The sequence below is a fragment of the Agromyces sp. P1_H4 genome (assembly GCF_056405255.1).
In genome coordinates, this window is record NZ_JBFUCL010000048.1 from 1 (window position 1) to 15,061 (window position 15,061).

Genomic DNA, 15,061 nt, shown 5'->3' on the forward strand with positions numbered 1-15,061 from the left:
GTCGTAGTCCCGGCCGCCCTCGGGTTGCCCGTAGGCGACGAAGTGCTTGGCGGTCGCGGCGATGGCATCGGATGCCGCGAGCGACGCGCCCTGGTAGCCGCGCACCATCGCGCGGCCGAGCTCGGCGGTGAGGTGCACGTCCTCGCCGAAGCCCTCGACCACGCGGCCCCACCTCGGATCGCGGGACACGTCGACCATCGGCGAGAACGTCCACGTCACCCCGGCGGAGCGCGCTTCGGCGGCCGCGAGGCGGGCGAGATCCTCCACCAGCCGTGGATCGAAGCTCGCAGCCTGCGCGAGGGGCACCGGCGCGATCGTGCGGTGCCCGTGGATGACGTCGAGCCCGACCAGCACGGGGATGCCGAGCCGGGTCTCCTCGACCGCGATACGCTGCAGGGCATTCGTCGCGGCCGCCGTGCGCGGCCAGAACACCGAGCCGATGCCGTCGCGCACGAGCTGCGCCGCTGCGGCCTGCTGCGGTCGGAACACGATCTGCAGCTGGCCGAGCTTCTCGGCCCAGGTGAGCTCATCGAGGAGCATCCGGATGCGGCGGGTCGGCGTCATGTGGCGGTGGTCCTTCGTGGTCGGGGCGGGAATGCGGCTGCCGCCCGGGGCGCGAAGCTCCGGACGGCAGCCGATCGAGGAACGGGTCCTACTGGTCCCAGGCGGCGTCCATGTCCTCGAGGACCGCCTCGACCGTCTTCTGGCCGGTGAGGAGGCCCTGCACGCCGACGCCGAGGGCGTCGTAGGTCGCCGGGTTGGGCCACGTCGCGTTCGGGAGGCCGGTGTAGGCACCCGACTCGAGCAGGTCGGCGACCGGCTGGTAGACCGGGAGCAGCGTGTCCGCGCTGACACCCGTGATCGGCACCGCACCCGAGAGCTCGGCGTACTGCTGCGCCTGCTCGGGCTCGGCGACCCAGTCGAGGAAGTCCTGCGCGGACTTCTTGGCGCCGTCGTCGGCCTTGGCGTTGATGGCCCACGCGTAGTTGGCGGAGGCCAGCATGAAGTCGCCCTGGTCGTCGGCCGGCGGGAACGCCTGGACGTCGGTCTCGAGGCCCGCGCCGGCGTTGATCGAGGTCGCAGCCGAGCCGGGAACGGCGGCGCTCAGCGACGTGCCACCGCCGATGCCGTTGGTGATCGAGTCGAACGTGCCGCCCGCCGCGCCGTCCTGGAAGCACCCGCCGTCGTTCATGGCGACGATGTCGTCGAGCGTCTGCTTCCAGCCGTCGCTGTCGGCGAAGGTCACGTCGCCGGCCGCGCGCTGCTCGTTCCAGTCGGGGGTCTCCTCGTAGACGCGGGTCGCCGAGACGAGCTGGGCGAGCAGGCCGGTGTTGAACGACACGGAGCCGGCGAGCACGGTGAAGCTCTTCCCCGCGTCGCGCGCCGTCGTGCAGGCCTTCAGCATGTCGTCGAAGGTGGCCGGGAACTCGTCGATGCCCGCTTCCTCGGCGGCCGCGGGGTTCCAGATCAGGCCGACGGGGGAGAGCGCGGTCGGCTGGCCGTAGATCTTGCCGTCCACTTCGTAGAGCGACTCGGTGCCCTCGGGGATGATGCCGGCCGACGTGTCGTCGAGGGGCTCGAGGAACCCGGCGTCGGCGAGGGTGATCACCGAGATCGGCTGGCCGGTTCCCGGGGAGAGGATGGCGACATCCGCCGCGTTGCCCGCCTGGAACTGGGTGGTGACCTGGGTGTTGTACGCCTCGGAGGGGTACGGGATGACCTCGATCTCGGTGCCGGTCTCCTCCGTGTACGCCTTCGCCATCTGCGCGTAGAAGTCGTCGGCGTCGTTGGCCTGGGCGACCATCATGGAGAAGCCGGTGCCCGATGCGTCGTCGGTGCTGCCGGTGTCGCCGCCGCCGGAACAACCGGCGAGGACCATCACTCCGGCGACGGGTGCCGCGAGGAGCGACCACCGAAGCGGCTTGGATGCGGGGTGCTGTGACATTTCGGACCTTTCGTGACGTCGTTGTCGCCAGCCTCGGGCCGGCTCGGCCGCTGGCCGCACCTCCAGCGTGGCACACATTGGCATGATTCCGACATTAGTCTTGGTGATGTGTGGCAATAGTGCCGCTGATCCTGCCCGTGAGCACCCTTCAGGCGGGGGACTCGACGAGGAGCACGACCGGGCCGGCGAGCCCCGCCGGGAGGGGCTCGGCCGTCGGCTCGAACACCCGGGTCATGGGCTCGAAGACGTCTCCGCTCGGCGCCGCTGCCTCGGCGATCAGCCGGTTTCGCCACGGCGTGGTGACCTCGATGCGCATGAGGTTCACCCCTGCGCGGAGCGCCGCGGTGACGTCGACCTGGAACGGCGCCGTCCAGGCGACGCCGCAGTCGACGTCGTTGACGGTCACCCGGGCGATGTCGCGCACGACACCGAGGTCGACGAGATGGCGGTCGCCCTCGACCGGTTCATCGGCCAGCTCGAACCCGACCGAGTAGGCGCCTGTCCCTGAGAAGCGGCGGGCTTCGTCGTCGAGGGTCGTCCACAGTGCGGGGCCCGAGGGCATCGCGGTCGAGGCACGGCCGGGCAGGTGCAGCTCCCATGGCCCGCGGAGCTGCGTGGACCGGACCGCCGGCGTGGGCGGCTCCGCGTCGGCGCCGAGCACGAACGTGGAGCCGAAGCTCGGCAGCGAGAGCCGGTACGCGCTGCGGCCGTCGCCCGACGGCGTCCCGTCGTGCGGGAGCCCCTGCACCTGCAGCGCCACCGGATCCCACGTCACGAGATGCGGCGCAGGGTCGGACACCAGGAGCCGCGCCTCGGCCGGCTCGGCGGACGGGTTCGCGAGGAACGTCACGCGTCGACCGTCGATGACGCGTGAGATCTGCCGAAGCGGCGGGCCGACGACCTCGAGCGCGGGCTTCAGGCCGAGCTCGTCGAGCGCCTCGCGAAGGTCGGAGGTGTCGAGCACGCGTCCTCGTGCGCGCGGCGCGGTCCAGATGCGGTCGCAGCTGCGGTCGAACGAGTCGGGATCGTCGCCGAGCGATGGCGACGCGCTCGGCCGTCGGCCCACGATGGTGGCGCCGTGGTCGAGGAGCCGCTCCACTGCCAGGAGCGTCGGGAGCGTCATCCGGTCGCTCGAACCGCCCAGGTACAGCAGGCGATAGGAGGCGCCGTCGGCGACGACCGCACCGTCCTCGACGCGGAGCACGGTCGTGAGGGCGTCGACCCCGACGTAGTCGAAGTCGAACCCGGGCGGCACGACGGTGTCGAAGTCGTGCCCGAAGAGGCCGGTGACCGGCGCCTCCTCCCCGATGAAGACCGCGACGTCGACCGCCGGCACGCCCATGCTGAGCAGGGCCGAGCACCGCGCGAGGTAGTCGATCCACGGGCGGGCGACGCCCGACCACGTCTCGTTGATCGTGAACGYCTGCCCGAGGAACGGGGCGAGGGCGATCCCCGGCGGCGGAGCGGCGATCGGCTGGTGCGGCGAGGTGTGGATGCAGAATCGGGTCACGCCGAGCGAGAGTTGCAGGTCGGCGACGTGCTTGAGCGTGTGCGGAGTCCACGACCACGGCCGGTCGAACGACGTGAACGCCTCGGCGCCGACCCACTGCCGGCCGTGCACGTGGGCGACCGAGGACGCGCCCTTCAGGTCGGCCACGTACGTCGGAAGCGGACCCCGCTCCGCGTCGAACGTCCACATCGCCCCCATCGGAACGTCGGCATGCGAACGCATCGCGAGGTCGTCGCCGAGCTGTGGCCGACCGTCCTCGAGCGCCTCGGCGTAGGAGCTCATGCCCCGCTGACGCGCCTCGGCCGCGAGCGTGCCGTAGTACTCGTCGGCGAGGAGCTCGGCGATCGTGCGGCGGTAGTCGTAGAGGAACCGGTCGGATGCCTCGGGGTCGCCCATCAGGCAGCCCGCGAGGGCGGGCAGCCAGGGCGTCGGGTCGTAGCCCCGACGGCGTCCGAACTGCTCGAGGATCGACTCCGTCCAGTTCTGCGGGCCGGCCTCGATGCTGTCGCTGAGGAGGGCGCCGAAGCGCGGCGTCGMCGCCGCGCCGGGCTCGTCTTCGACGGCGAAGCGGCTGAGGTGCGTGCGCAGATAGGCGCGCACCCGGTCGCCGTCGAGCTTGTCGACCTCGAGCCCGGTGGCGTCGGCCGGTGCCGGCCCGTTCGTCTGCCCGGTGAGCGACGCGCCGAGACGAAGGATGGTCCATTCGCCCGGCGGCGCGTGCCAGCGGAGCACGCCGTCGTGCACGTACTCGCTGACGTCGATGACGGTCTCTGGATGCAGCGCGCCGGCGCCGGCCCGAGGGTCGGTGGGCACGGCGAAGTAGTCGGCGACGACGCCGAACCCGGCCTTCGCCTCGGCGCGGTGGACGCGCCCGCCCGAGCGGAGCACGAACTCGGAGACCTCGAAGCGGTCGGTGGTGCGGAGCACCGGTGGGCGTCGCACGCCGTGGGCGATCGGCGGGAGCGCCTCGGCGGCGCTCGACCCCGAGAGCACGAGCCGGAACCACCGTGCGGTGACGGCGGGGAACAACGCGGTGCGAGCCGGAACGCCGTCGGCCGGCAGTTCGACGACGTCTCGATACGTCTCGCCGTCGTCGCTCGCCTGCAGCACCGCGGTCGCGGGTGGCGCTGCGCCGAACCCGCGCGGGCCGGGCAGGCCGACGACGACCGATCGAACGGTGATCGGCGTGACGAACTCCTGCTCGATCCACGCGGTCGACCACCCGTCGGGGTCGCGCGGCAGCGCGAGCGATCGGCCGAACGATCCGTCGGTGAGGCACGTCCAGTCGTGCACCGGCGTGGAAGCGCGGAAGCGGGCCGGTGCCTGCACCTGATGCAGTGGATCGGCGGGGAACGCGAGCACGCGCCAGTCCGTGGCCCACGGCACGTGCTCCGGCGCGGCACCCCAGCGTGGCGAGTCCTGGTACAGGCCCGCCACCGAGGGCACGGGCGGAAGCGGCACCTCGACGGGTCGGCCGCCGGCCAACGCGAGCTCCGACCAGACCACCTTCTTCATGGCATCGGCCGGTTYCACCCATGGGCCGCCGGCCGCACTCCACCCCGACGAGGTCGCGACGGCCAGTTCGAAGCCGAGGTCCGACGCGGTGCGCTTCGCGGCGAGCACGGCCTCGTCCCATGCCGACGAGCCGGGCCGCACGGGCGCGGGAACGACGAGGGAACCCCCCATCCCGCCGTCGAACACCTGCGCACCGCGCACCCCGACGGCGTGGAGCCACCGCAGGTCGCGCTCGATGCCCTCGGGATCGATGTTGCCGTCCATCCAGTGCCACCAAGCGCGTGGGCGCGCCTCGTCGGGCGGGTCKACGAAGGCATCCCAGAGGCGGTCGGACGGCTCGGTGGAACCGGATGACGCGTGCTCCATCACAGGGGAATCCTTCCAGCCGCCGCGTCGGACGGATCATGGCGCTACTTATATGCGATATCGAGACAACTAATGTGTCTTTCCGACGCAAGTGTGTCACAGTTGCCCTAGGGCGCCCGACCTGCAACCGGGGCGCGAGACGACGAGGTCAGAGAGCAGATGACAGTGACGATCGACGAGAGCAGCACTCGCACACTCACCGTGCCGCCCGAGGCGTGGAACACGCCGGCGCCGCGCAAGCGCGGCAAGAAGCCGCTGATCAGCTTCGGCCACTGGTGGTGGGCGATGCCCGCCGTGATCCTGGTCATCGCGGTGCACTACGTCGCGACGCTGACCGGCGGGTTCTTCGCGTTCACCGACTGGACGGGGCTCGGCGACTGGGCGTTCGTGGGCCTGGAGAACTTCCAGCGGATCTTCCAGGATCCGCTGATGGTCGGCGCCGTGGTGAACACCCTGTTCCTCGCGTTCGGGGCGGTCATCCTCACGAACGTCTTCGGCCTGCTGTTCGCCCTCGCCATCAACCGGATGCTGAAGTCCCGGTACATCCTGCGAACGCTCCTGTTCATGCCCGTCGTGCTGAGCCCGCTCGCGGTCGCCTACGTGTGGAAGTTCATCTTCCAGTTCGACGGACCGCTGAACGGCTTCCTCGGCCTGCTCGGTCTCGAGGAGTTCCAGAAGGTCTGGCTGGCCGACCCCACGTGGTCGATCTGGGCCATCCTGATCACCGTGGTCTGGCAGCAGACCGGGTTCACCATGGTGATCTACCTCGCCGGGCTGGCGAGCGTGCCGATCGAGGTCGAGGAGGCCGCCGCGCTCGACGGCGCCGGCATCTGGCAGCGGTTCCGGTACGTCATCGTCCCCGCCATCCGGCCGTCGATCGCGATCGCGACCACCCTCGGCATCATCCAGGGCCTGCGCATCTTCGACCAGATCCTCGCCCTCACGGGCGGTGGGCCGGCCGGCGCCACCGAGACGCTCGCCACCCAGGTGTACAAGCAGGCGTTCTCGCTCGGCCAGTTTGGTTTCGGCTCGGCGCTCGCGCTGGTGCTCACCGTGATCATCCTGGCGTTCGCCATCCTCCAGCAGTACGTCACCCGCGACCGCGAGACCGGAAGGGCCTGACCCATGTTCCGCTACACCAAGGCCACCGCCCTCCGCGAGGTCCTCGTCTGGGTCGTCACCCTGATCGGACTGCTGCCCTTCTACCTCCTCGTCGTGACCGCGCTGAAGCCCGACGAGGAGCTCCTCACGACGAGCGCCGTCGCGCCGCCGTCGACGGTCGACTTCGGCGCGTTCGTCGAGGTGCTCACGACCACCGGGCGCAACAGCATCCCGATGAGCATCCTCAACAGCGTCATCATCACCGCCGGCGCCATCCTCGGCCTCGTGCTGCTCGGCTCGATCGCGGCATACGTGATCGCCCGGCGCACCCGGGCCTGGACCAACCTCGCCTACTACCTCGTGCTCATCGCGATCATCCTCCCCGCCCAGCTCGGCACCGTGCCGCTCTACATCGGTGCCCGCAGCGTCGGCCTCACCGGCAACGCGCTCGGCATGATCCTGCTCTGGATCGCGATCCTGCTGCCGCTGTCCGTGTTCCTCTACGCGAGCTTCTTCCGAGGGCTGACCACCGAGTACGAGGAAGCGGCGGTCATCGACGGCGCCTCGCCCACCCAGGCGTTCTTCCGCGTCGTGCTGCCGCTCATGGCGCCCGCCACCGGGACGGTGGCGATCCTCGCCGGCCTGATCGTCTGGAACGACTTCTTCAACTCGCTCATCTTCCTCGGGGGGTCCGAGACCCAGACTCTCCCCGTCGCGATGTACACGTACGTCGGCGGCCTGGTCTCGGCGTGGAACAAGATCTTCGCCGTCGTCATCATCTCGATGGTGCCGATCCTGCTCTTCTACATGTTCGCCCAGAAGCGCTTCATCCAGGGCTTCGCCGGCGGCCTCAAGGGCTGACCGGCAGATGACCACGGACAACCGGGCCGCCTTCGAGCGGTTCGTGGAGCTGTTCTACACGCAGAAGCGGGTCGCGGATGCCTTCGCCGACCACGTCGCGGACGACTACCGCCAGCACAACCCGACCATCGGAGACGGCCCGTGGGCGGCGATCGCGATGCTGACGCCGAAGTTCGACGGCTCGCCCGACGCACGGTTCGACGTGCAGCGCATCCTCGTCGACGGCGACCTCGCGATGGTGCACGTGAAAGCCTCCCGACCCGGCGCACCCGACGCCGCGGTCGCGGACATCTACCGATTCGAGGACGGCCGGATCGTCGAGCACTGGGACGTGCTTCAGCAGGTTCCCGTGCATGCCGCCCACGACCATCCGATGTTCTGACCACCGAAGGACGCCCCATGTACCAGCTCGCACCCAACATCGAACTCCTCTTCACCGAGGCCGGCGACTACCACGACCGCGTGCGCGCGGCTGCGGCATCCGGCTTCACCGCCGTCGAGATGTGGGGCCCGACCGGGGTCGACGCGCCCTCGACGCCCAAGGACCTGCCCGCCCTGAAAGCCGCCCTCGAGGAGACCGGCACGCAGCTGACCGCCCAGCTCGCCGAGCCGCGGACGCAGTTCATGATCCCGCCGTGGGATCACTCGGAGTTCTTCCGCAAGCTCGACGAGGGTGTGGAGATCGCGCACGAGCTGGGCACGCCCCGCATGGTCGTGGGCAGCGGCACCGGGTTCGGCGGCTGGAAGCGCCAGGTGCAGCTCGACAAGCTCATCGAGATCTACCAGAAGGCCACGGCGCAGATCGACGGCTCGGGCATCACCCTGGTGCTCGAACCGGTCAACGTGCGCGTCGACCACCCCGGGTCGCTGCTCGACCGCACGAGCGAGGCGGTCTACGTCGCGCGCGGCGTCGACTCGCCGTTCTTCGGAGTGCTGTACGACCTGTACCACTCCACGGTCGAGGGCGAGGATGTCGCGGCCGAACTCGCGAATGCGGGCGACCTGATCCGCTACGTGCAGGTCGCCGACGCGCCGGGTCGCGGCGAACCCGGCACGGGATCCATCGACTGGCCCGCGCGCCTCGGCGACCTCCGCGCCTCGGGCTACGACGGCCCGATCGGGCTCGAGTACTACCCGCAGACGGCGTCGGCCGACTCGGTGAAGCTCATCCAGCAGTTGGCGGCGGCGGCATGACCACGTCGCCCGTCTCACGGTATCCAGCCGAGGTCGACGTCGCCATCGTGGGCAGCGGTCCGACCGGCGCGGCCTATGCGCGCATCCTGAGTGAGGGGGCGCCCGGCCTCACCGTCGCCATGTTCGAGGCCGGGCCGACCGTGTCGGACCCGCCGGGAGCGCACGTGAAGAACATCGAGGATCCGAAGCGGCGGGCCGCGGCGCAGCGTGCCTCCGAGGGCCCGGGCGCGGGCGCCGACACGGTGAGTTCGCCCGGTGCCGTGAAGAGCGGCGAGCGACGGGCCCGGCCCGGCACGTTCCTCCTCGACGACGGCTACGCCTTCCCCGGCGAGGACGGCATGCCGGTCGCGGCGATGTCGACCAACGTCGGCGGCATGTCCGCGCACTGGACGGCCGCATGCCCGCGTCCGGGCGGCAGTGAGCGCATCGCGTTCCTCCCCGACCTCGATGAGCTGCTCGACGAGGCCGACCGCCTGCTCGGCGTGACGACCGACGCCTTCGACGGCTCGCCGTTCGGTGCGGTCGTGCGCGAGCGCCTCGCCGCCGTCGTCGACGACGACCGTGAGCCTGCGGCGCGAGTGCAGCGGATGCCGCTGGCCGTCCACCGGCGTGCCGACGGCCGTCTGGTGTGGTCGGGCTCCGACGTCGTGCTCGGCGAGGCCACCCGGGCGAATCCGGGCTTCGAACTCCACGACGAGTCCCTCGTCACCCGGGTGCTCGTCGACGACGCGGGACGCGCCGCCGGCGTGGCGGTGCGCGATCGCCGCTCCGGAGAGTCGCACACGGTGCGTTCAAGAGCCGTGGTGGTGGCCGGCGATGCGCTCCGCACGCCGCAGCTGCTGTGGGCGTCCGGCATCCGGCCGCACGCACTCGGCCGCTACCTGAACGACCAGGCCCAGGTGGTGTTCGCGTCCCGCATCCGCGACGCCGAACGGCTTGTGCCGGCCGGAGCCCGCGACGAGGTGGCCGCGGCCGGGGCGCTCAGCGAGCAGAGCGGGGTGAGCTGGGTCCCGTTCACCGACGACGTGCCGTTCCACGGCCAGATCATGCAGCTGGACGCCTCGCCGGTGCCGCTCGCGGACGACGATCCCGTCGTGCCGGGGTCGATCGTCGGCCTGGGCCTGTTCTGCGCGAAGGACCTGCAACCCGACGACCGGGTCGAGTTCGCCGACGACGTGACCGACGCCTACGGCATGCCCGCCATGCGCATCCACTACCGCCTCACCGATCGCGACCACGCGGTGATCGAGCGCGCACGCGAGGAGATCGTGCGCCTCGGTGCGGCGGTGGGGGAGCCCATCGATCCCCGGCCGTTCACGATGCCGCCCGGCGCATCCCTGCACTACCAGGGCACGACGCGCATGGGCGAGACCGACGACGGCGAGAGCGTCTGCACGCCCGACAGTGAGCTGTGGACCGCGCCGGGTGTCTACGTCGCCGGCAACGGCGTGATCCCCACCGCGACGGCCTGCAACCCGACGCTCACGAGCGTCGCGCTGGCGGTGCGCGGGGCCCGGCGGATCGCCAGGTCACTCGCCTCGGAATGAGCCGTCGTCTTGCTTATGTCTAAAACAGACAATAGAATGAGGAAATCATGACAAAGAAGTCCGGCGGCATCATTCCGCCCTTGACGAGGAGGTCCCGGTGATCCCCGATCGCATCATCGAGCCGAACACGCTCACCACCGACGGCCGCCGCGCCGAGGTCGAGGTCCGCATCCCGTGGTACCGCGCGCTTCCGGGCTCCTGCATCGCGGGCGCCGTCCTCAGCATCGACGGCGTGCCGGCGGTCGAGGAATCGCTGCGCTGGACGATGAACGGCCGCACCTTCACCTTCGACGAGCTCGTCGACGAGACCGGGGAGTGGTGGTTCCCGACCGACTCCGCCGTGCTCTCGGGCGAGGTGCCCGTCGAGGCCGGCGACGCCGAGCACCGGGTCGACGTCGACCTGAAGCTGTACATCCCCTACATCGTCATCGGCGAGAACGAGGTGCTCCACATCGAGGAGCACGACTCCAAGACCATGAAGGCGGTGGCAGCATGAGCGGCACGCTCGGAACGCCCATCCAGGGCGTCACCCTCTACAGCTTCACCCGCGCCTTCCACGGGCGCGAGTACGACCTCGAGGGCCTCATCCGCAAGGTCGCCGCCGAGGGCTACGGGCCCGGCCTCGAGGTCATCGGCTTCTCGAGCTTCCGCGGATTCCCAGAGATCGACGACCGCTTCGCCGGCTGGTTCCGCGACCTCGTCGACGAGGTCGGACTGGTCACCACGTCGCTCGCGGTGAACGCCGACATCGGCATCCACCGCGATCGCCTGCTCGACCAGGACGAGCTCATCGAGTACATGCGCCGCCAGATCCAGGCCGCCGCGAAGCTCGGCTTCCCGATCGCCCGCGTGCAGATCTCGCTGACGCCCGACTCGATGGAGCAGCTCGCCCCGGTCGCCGAGGAGTACGGCGTCACCCTCGCGCTCGAGGTGCACGCCGACCAGTACGCCTCGCACCCGCGCATCCTGGCGCTGCGGGACCGCTACGAGCAGGTCGGCTCGCCGTTCCTCGGCTTCACCGCCGACTGGGGAGCGACCGTCACCGGGTTCGCGCCGTCGCTGCTCGAGGCGTACCGCCGGCGCGGGGCCTCCGACGAGCTGCTCGCCAAGGTCGTCGACCTGTGGAACACGTTCTACGAGCAGGGCCCGCCCGCCGACCAGGCCGAGCACGGCCAGCGGTTCGGCGCGTTCATCGGGCTCGCCGCCCAGAACGGGCGCCCCGAGCTCGGCATCGACTTCGGAATCAACGGCACCGGCCTGTTCGGGCCGGCGCGCGTCGACGACTGGCTCGAGATCATGCCGTGGATCCGCCACGTGCACGGCAAGTTCTTCGGCATCGACGAGCACGGCGAGGAGCCGTCGGTGCCTGTGCGCGACCTCATCGCGCTCCTCGTCGAGCAGGGCTACTCGGGCGCGATCTCGAGCGAGTACGAGGGCTGGCACTGGAACCACTGGCAGAGCCCGTTCGAGATCATCGCCGGTGAGCAGGCCGTGCAGCGCTCTGCCGCCGAGGCGGCGGGATCGCGCATGATCACGGATGCCGCGGAAGCCCGCGCCCTCCTCCACTCCCACCTCGCGCAGCCCGTCCGCGGCTGACCCGACCCCTTCGACACGCTCAGGGATATCGAAATGACTGAAGACCACGGCATCGCCGGCACCGGGATCAAGCTCGGCATCACCCTCTACTCGCTCACCTCCGAGTTCGCCGCGGGGCTCTACACGCCCGAGACCCTCATCAAGGCAGCGGCCGATCATGGACTCGGCCCGGGCATCGAGTTCAACATCGCCCAGATGCTGCGCACCTACCCCGACGTCGACGACGAGTTCGTCAGGATCTGGCGCGACAGCATGGATCGGTACGGACTCGAGCCCAGCGCGATCGGCACGAACCTCGACATGGGGCGCCGCAAGGACCGCGACATGACGCCAGACGAGGAGCACGAGTTCCTCGCTCGGCAGCTGAAGACCGCCAACACGCTCGGCTTCAGCAAGATCGTCATCCGTTCCGCTGGGAAGGAACTCCTGCGCAGCCTCCTCCCGCTCGCGGAGAAGTACGACCAGAAGCTCGGCTACGAGATCCACGCCCCATCAGGTCCGAACAACCCGCAGGTGCTGCAGATCCGCGAGCTGTACGAGGAGCTCGGTAGCGATCGCCTCGGGTTCACCGCGGACTTCAGCTCGACCATGCACTCGCTGTCGCCGACGCTGCTCCGAACGCTCAGCCAGATGGGCATGGACGAGAAGCACTTCCCCGTGATGGACGAGATCTGGCACGAGCCGACGCCGATGCACGTGCGAAACCAGAAGTTCGAGGACTACCTGTCGGGCGAGGGCGTGGACTTCCTGCGCTTCGGCCCGTTCACGCGGCTGGCCTTCAACATGCACGGCCTGGTGCCGCCGGAGGAATGGCTCGACATCATGCCGCAGATCTTCCACGTGCACGCGAAGTTCTACGACATCGACGAGAACGGCGACGAGCCCGCGATGGACATCCCGCGCATCGTCCGCCAGTTCGTCGAGGGCGGCTACCAGGGGTACCTCTCCAGCGAGTGGGAGGGTCACGCGTTCTCCGACCTCGGCGAGGCGGACCCCATCGAGCTGGTCAAGCAGCAGCACGCGCTCATGCGTCGTGCGATCGAGGAGACGGTGAAGGAGAAGGCCGTTGTCTGAGATCGCCGAACTCCGGGCCGAACTCGCCGCACTGCGCGACGAGGTCGCCTCCGCCCGGGCACTCGCGCAGCGCGCGGAGGATCGCGGAGCGGTCGAGAACCTCTTCAACCGCTACATGTACCTGCACAACGCGTTCCAGGACGAGCAGATCATCCCGCTCTGGGTCGCGGAGGGCACGCCCGGCATCCGGGCCCGCTACACGAACGCCGGGCAGTACACCACGTGGGAGAGCGTGACGCGCTACCACCGTGACCGCCCGAGTCCCGAAGGCAAGCTCATCCTGCACGCCACGACCACCCCGGTCATCGAGGTCGCCGCCGATGGGCGGACGGCCAAGGGCGTCTGGCTCATGGCCGGCACCGAGTCGGGGCTGACCGACCCGAAGGTGGCCGAGGCGTTCCCCGACATGTACTCGCGTGATGAGGTGCTCGGCAAGAAGGTGTGGGCGCACTGGGTCTGGTGCAAGTACGCCATCGACTTCCTCAAGCAGGACGGCGAATGGAAGTTCTGGAAGTTCCGCTGCTACGAGCTCGCCCGCGCGCCGTTCGAGGAGAACTGGGTCGGCTTCGGGCTGAAGAACCAGGGCGCGTTCGATCTCGACMTCATGTACTTCGGCGACGACGGCACGCCGGTCTTCATGCCCCCTGCCGACGAGCCCGTGCCCACCACGAACCACCCGTACAGCCCCACGACGGTGCAGCAGCTCGAACCGGTGCCGCCGGTCGCGCACGACACCTTCGAAGACACCTTCAAGTAGGGACCGATCATGGCCACGCACAATTCACTCTTCTCCGAGAAGGACGTCCGTCGCACCGCCGACGGCATCGCCGTCGCGGTGCAGCTTCCCTGGTACCGCAGCCTCTGGCTCTCCGCGGTCGACGATGTTGCGGCATCCGTCAACGGCGTCGCGGTGCCGAAGGACGCGCTGCGGTTCGTGTTGAACGGCACGAGCTACCGCATCGAGGAGCTTCCCGAGCAGTGGGACACGCTCTGGTTCGTCGCCGACAAGCCCGAGGTCGTCATCCCGCTCGAGCACGCTCCGGCTGCGGGCGAGAAGGTCACCGTCGAGGTGGTCCTCACGATGCGCCTGCTCTACATGCAGATCATGCCGGGCGTCGACGGCGGCCCCGGCCGGTACGTCACCAATCGCGTCCCGGTCGAGCGCGAGGTCGTGCTGGCATGAGCGGGGTCACCGCTCGGCCGCTGCGCGTCGCGATGATCGGCCACGGCTTCATGGGCGCCGCCCACTCGCAGGGCTGGCGCACCGCGCCGCACGTGTTCGACCTGCCGGCGGCCGTCGAGATGTCGGTCATCGTCGGTCGCAACGCCGATTCGGTGGCGGATGCCGCGACGAAGTGGGGGTGGTCCGAGTCGGCCACCGACTGGCGCCAGGTCATCACGCGCGACGACATCGACGTCGTGGACATCGTCACCCCCGGCGACTCCCACGCCGAGATCGCGATCGCCGCGCTCGAGGCCGGAAAGCACGTGCTGTGCGAGAAGCCGCTGGCCAACTCGGTCGCCGAGGCCGAGGCGATGGCGGATGCCGCGGCTCGGGCTGCGGCACGCGGCATCCGTGCGATGGTCGGCTTCACCTACCGGCGCGTGCCGGCCGTGACCTTCCTGCGCGACCTGATCGCCCAGGGCGCGGTCGGTCGCATCGCGCAGGTGCGCGCGAGCTACCGGCAGGACTGGCTCGTCGACCGTGAGATGCCGTTGGCCTGGCGGCTGCAGAAGGAGCACGCGGGCTCGGGAGCGCTCGGCGACATCGGCGCCCACGCCATCGACCTCGCGCAGTTCGTGACGGGCATGAAGCTCGAGCGGGTCTCGGGAGTCGTCGACACGATCGTGAAGCAGCGTCCGCTGCTCGGATCGGGGTCGGGCCTGTCGGGCACCGCGGCGGACGGGTACGGGGAGGTCACGGTCGATGACGTCGCGATCTTCACCGGCAGGTTCGAGGGCGGCGTGCTCGGCTCGTTCGAGGCGACGCGATTCGCCACCGGTCGCAAGAACGCGCTGTCGATCGAGGTCTCGGGTGACCGCGGATCCCTCGCCTTCGACCTGGAGGACCTCAACGCGCTCTGGTTCTACGACCGCACGGCGCCGCACACGACCCAGGGCTTCACGAAGATCCTCGTGACCGAGGCCGAGCATCCGTATGTCGCCGCCTGGTGGCCGGCCGGCCACCTGCTCGGCTACGAGCACGGCTTCAGCCATCAGGTGAAGGATCTCGTCGAGGCGATCCACGCCGGTGCCGACCCGCATCCCACGTTCGCGGAGGGACTCCAGGTGCAGCGGGTGCTCGCTGCCGTGGAGCAGAGCTCCGACCGGGACTCGAGTTGGGTCCGCGTG

Annotated in this window: 14 protein-coding genes; 11 read left to right on the forward strand and 3 right to left on the reverse strand. The window is 70.0% G+C overall.

The window, feature by feature from the left end; all coding sequences use genetic code 11:
• The 3 genes from AC1DY2_RS05190 to AC1DY2_RS05200 all read right to left on the reverse strand — a co-directional run.
• Nucleotides 1–564 (reverse strand): glycoside hydrolase family 3 N-terminal domain-containing protein (locus tag AC1DY2_RS05190; protein WP_476761443.1); only part of this gene is annotated, 564 nt, incomplete at its 3' end.
• A gap of 88 nt (nucleotides 565–652) precedes the next feature.
• Nucleotides 653–1,945 carry an ABC transporter substrate-binding protein gene (locus AC1DY2_RS05195; RefSeq protein WP_476761444.1) on the reverse strand — a complete coding sequence of 431 codons (1,293 nt, stop codon included), beginning with the start codon at nucleotides 1,943–1,945 and terminating at the stop codon, nucleotides 653–655.
• 148 nt (nucleotides 1,946–2,093) lie between these two features.
• The gene (locus tag AC1DY2_RS05200) at nucleotides 2,094–5,336 is read right to left on the reverse strand and encodes a glycosyl hydrolase (protein ID WP_476761455.1); all 3,243 of its coding nucleotides are present in this window, start codon (nucleotides 5,334–5,336) and stop codon (nucleotides 2,094–2,096) included.
• Nucleotides 5,337–5,495: 159 nt separating this feature from the next.
• Here AC1DY2_RS05200 and AC1DY2_RS05205 point away from each other — a divergent pair, with 159 nt between their 5' ends.
• The 11 genes from AC1DY2_RS05205 to AC1DY2_RS05255 all read left to right on the forward strand — a co-directional run.
• Nucleotides 5,496–6,458, forward strand: a complete 963-nt coding sequence (locus AC1DY2_RS05205; protein ID WP_476761445.1) for a carbohydrate ABC transporter permease — start codon at nucleotides 5,496–5,498, stop codon at nucleotides 6,456–6,458.
• A gap of 3 nt (nucleotides 6,459–6,461) precedes the next feature.
• Nucleotides 6,462–7,298 carry a carbohydrate ABC transporter permease gene (locus AC1DY2_RS05210; RefSeq protein WP_476761446.1) on the forward strand — a complete coding sequence of 279 codons (837 nt, stop codon included), beginning with the start codon at nucleotides 6,462–6,464 and terminating at the stop codon, nucleotides 7,296–7,298.
• Between the two features lie 7 nt (nucleotides 7,299–7,305).
• A complete protein-coding gene (locus AC1DY2_RS05215) occupies nucleotides 7,306–7,680 on the forward strand; it encodes a nuclear transport factor 2 family protein (protein ID WP_476761447.1) in 375 nt (124 codons plus the stop codon).
• 17 nt (nucleotides 7,681–7,697) lie between these two features.
• Entirely contained in the window at nucleotides 7,698–8,492 is a 795-nt protein-coding gene (locus AC1DY2_RS05220) for a TIM barrel protein (RefSeq protein WP_476761448.1), read from the forward strand.
• The gene (locus AC1DY2_RS05225; protein WP_476761449.1) at nucleotides 8,489–10,039 is read left to right on the forward strand and encodes a GMC oxidoreductase; all 1,551 of its coding nucleotides are present in this window, start codon (nucleotides 8,489–8,491) and stop codon (nucleotides 10,037–10,039) included. The genes AC1DY2_RS05220 and AC1DY2_RS05225 overlap by 4 nt, the downstream gene beginning before the upstream one ends.
• Nucleotides 10,040–10,136: 97 nt before the next feature.
• On the forward strand, nucleotides 10,137–10,535 hold the full coding sequence (locus AC1DY2_RS05230; RefSeq protein ID WP_476761450.1) for a C-glycoside deglycosidase beta subunit domain-containing protein: 399 nt from the start codon (nucleotides 10,137–10,139) through the stop codon (nucleotides 10,533–10,535).
• Entirely contained in the window at nucleotides 10,532–11,635 is a 1,104-nt protein-coding gene (locus AC1DY2_RS05235) for a sugar phosphate isomerase/epimerase family protein (RefSeq protein ID WP_476761451.1), read from the forward strand. The genes AC1DY2_RS05230 and AC1DY2_RS05235 overlap by 4 nt, the downstream gene beginning before the upstream one ends.
• 33 nt (nucleotides 11,636–11,668) lie before the next feature.
• Entirely contained in the window at nucleotides 11,669–12,709 is a 1,041-nt protein-coding gene (locus AC1DY2_RS05240) for a sugar phosphate isomerase/epimerase family protein (protein ID WP_476761452.1), read from the forward strand.
• On the forward strand, nucleotides 12,702–13,466 hold the full coding sequence (locus tag AC1DY2_RS05245; RefSeq protein ID WP_476761453.1) for a nuclear transport factor 2 family protein: 765 nt from the start codon (nucleotides 12,702–12,704) through the stop codon (nucleotides 13,464–13,466). The genes AC1DY2_RS05240 and AC1DY2_RS05245 overlap by 8 nt, the downstream gene beginning before the upstream one ends.
• 9 nt (nucleotides 13,467–13,475) lie before the next feature.
• The gene (locus tag AC1DY2_RS05250; RefSeq protein ID WP_476761454.1) at nucleotides 13,476–13,892 is read left to right on the forward strand and encodes a C-glycoside deglycosidase beta subunit domain-containing protein; all 417 of its coding nucleotides are present in this window, start codon (nucleotides 13,476–13,478) and stop codon (nucleotides 13,890–13,892) included.
• Between the two features lie 32 nt (nucleotides 13,893–13,924).
• On the forward strand, nucleotides 13,925–15,061 hold a 1,137-nt coding region (locus tag AC1DY2_RS05255), incomplete at its 3' end, for a Gfo/Idh/MocA family protein (protein WP_476761456.1).

Bases quoted from the DNA above. Each gene is read 5' to 3' on its own strand.
- AC1DY2_RS05195 (WP_476761444.1), bottom strand. From the start codon at position 1,945: ATGTCACAGCACCCCGCATCCAAGCCGCTTCGGTGGTCGCTCCTCGCG.
- AC1DY2_RS05205 (WP_476761445.1), top strand. From the start codon at position 5,496: ATGACAGTGACGATCGACGAGAGCAGCACTCGCACACTCACCGTGCCG.
- AC1DY2_RS05210 (WP_476761446.1), top strand. From the start codon at position 6,462: ATGTTCCGCTACACCAAGGCCACCGCCCTCCGCGAGGTCCTCGTCTGG.
- AC1DY2_RS05215 (WP_476761447.1), top strand. From the start codon at position 7,306: ATGACCACGGACAACCGGGCCGCCTTCGAGCGGTTCGTGGAGCTGTTC.
- AC1DY2_RS05220 (WP_476761448.1), top strand. From the start codon at position 7,698: ATGTACCAGCTCGCACCCAACATCGAACTCCTCTTCACCGAGGCCGGC.
- AC1DY2_RS05225 (WP_476761449.1), top strand. From the start codon at position 8,489: ATGACCACGTCGCCCGTCTCACGGTATCCAGCCGAGGTCGACGTCGCC.
- AC1DY2_RS05235 (WP_476761451.1), top strand. From the start codon at position 10,532: ATGAGCGGCACGCTCGGAACGCCCATCCAGGGCGTCACCCTCTACAGC.
- AC1DY2_RS05240 (WP_476761452.1), top strand. From the start codon at position 11,669: ATGACTGAAGACCACGGCATCGCCGGCACCGGGATCAAGCTCGGCATC.
- AC1DY2_RS05250 (WP_476761454.1), top strand. From the start codon at position 13,476: ATGGCCACGCACAATTCACTCTTCTCCGAGAAGGACGTCCGTCGCACC.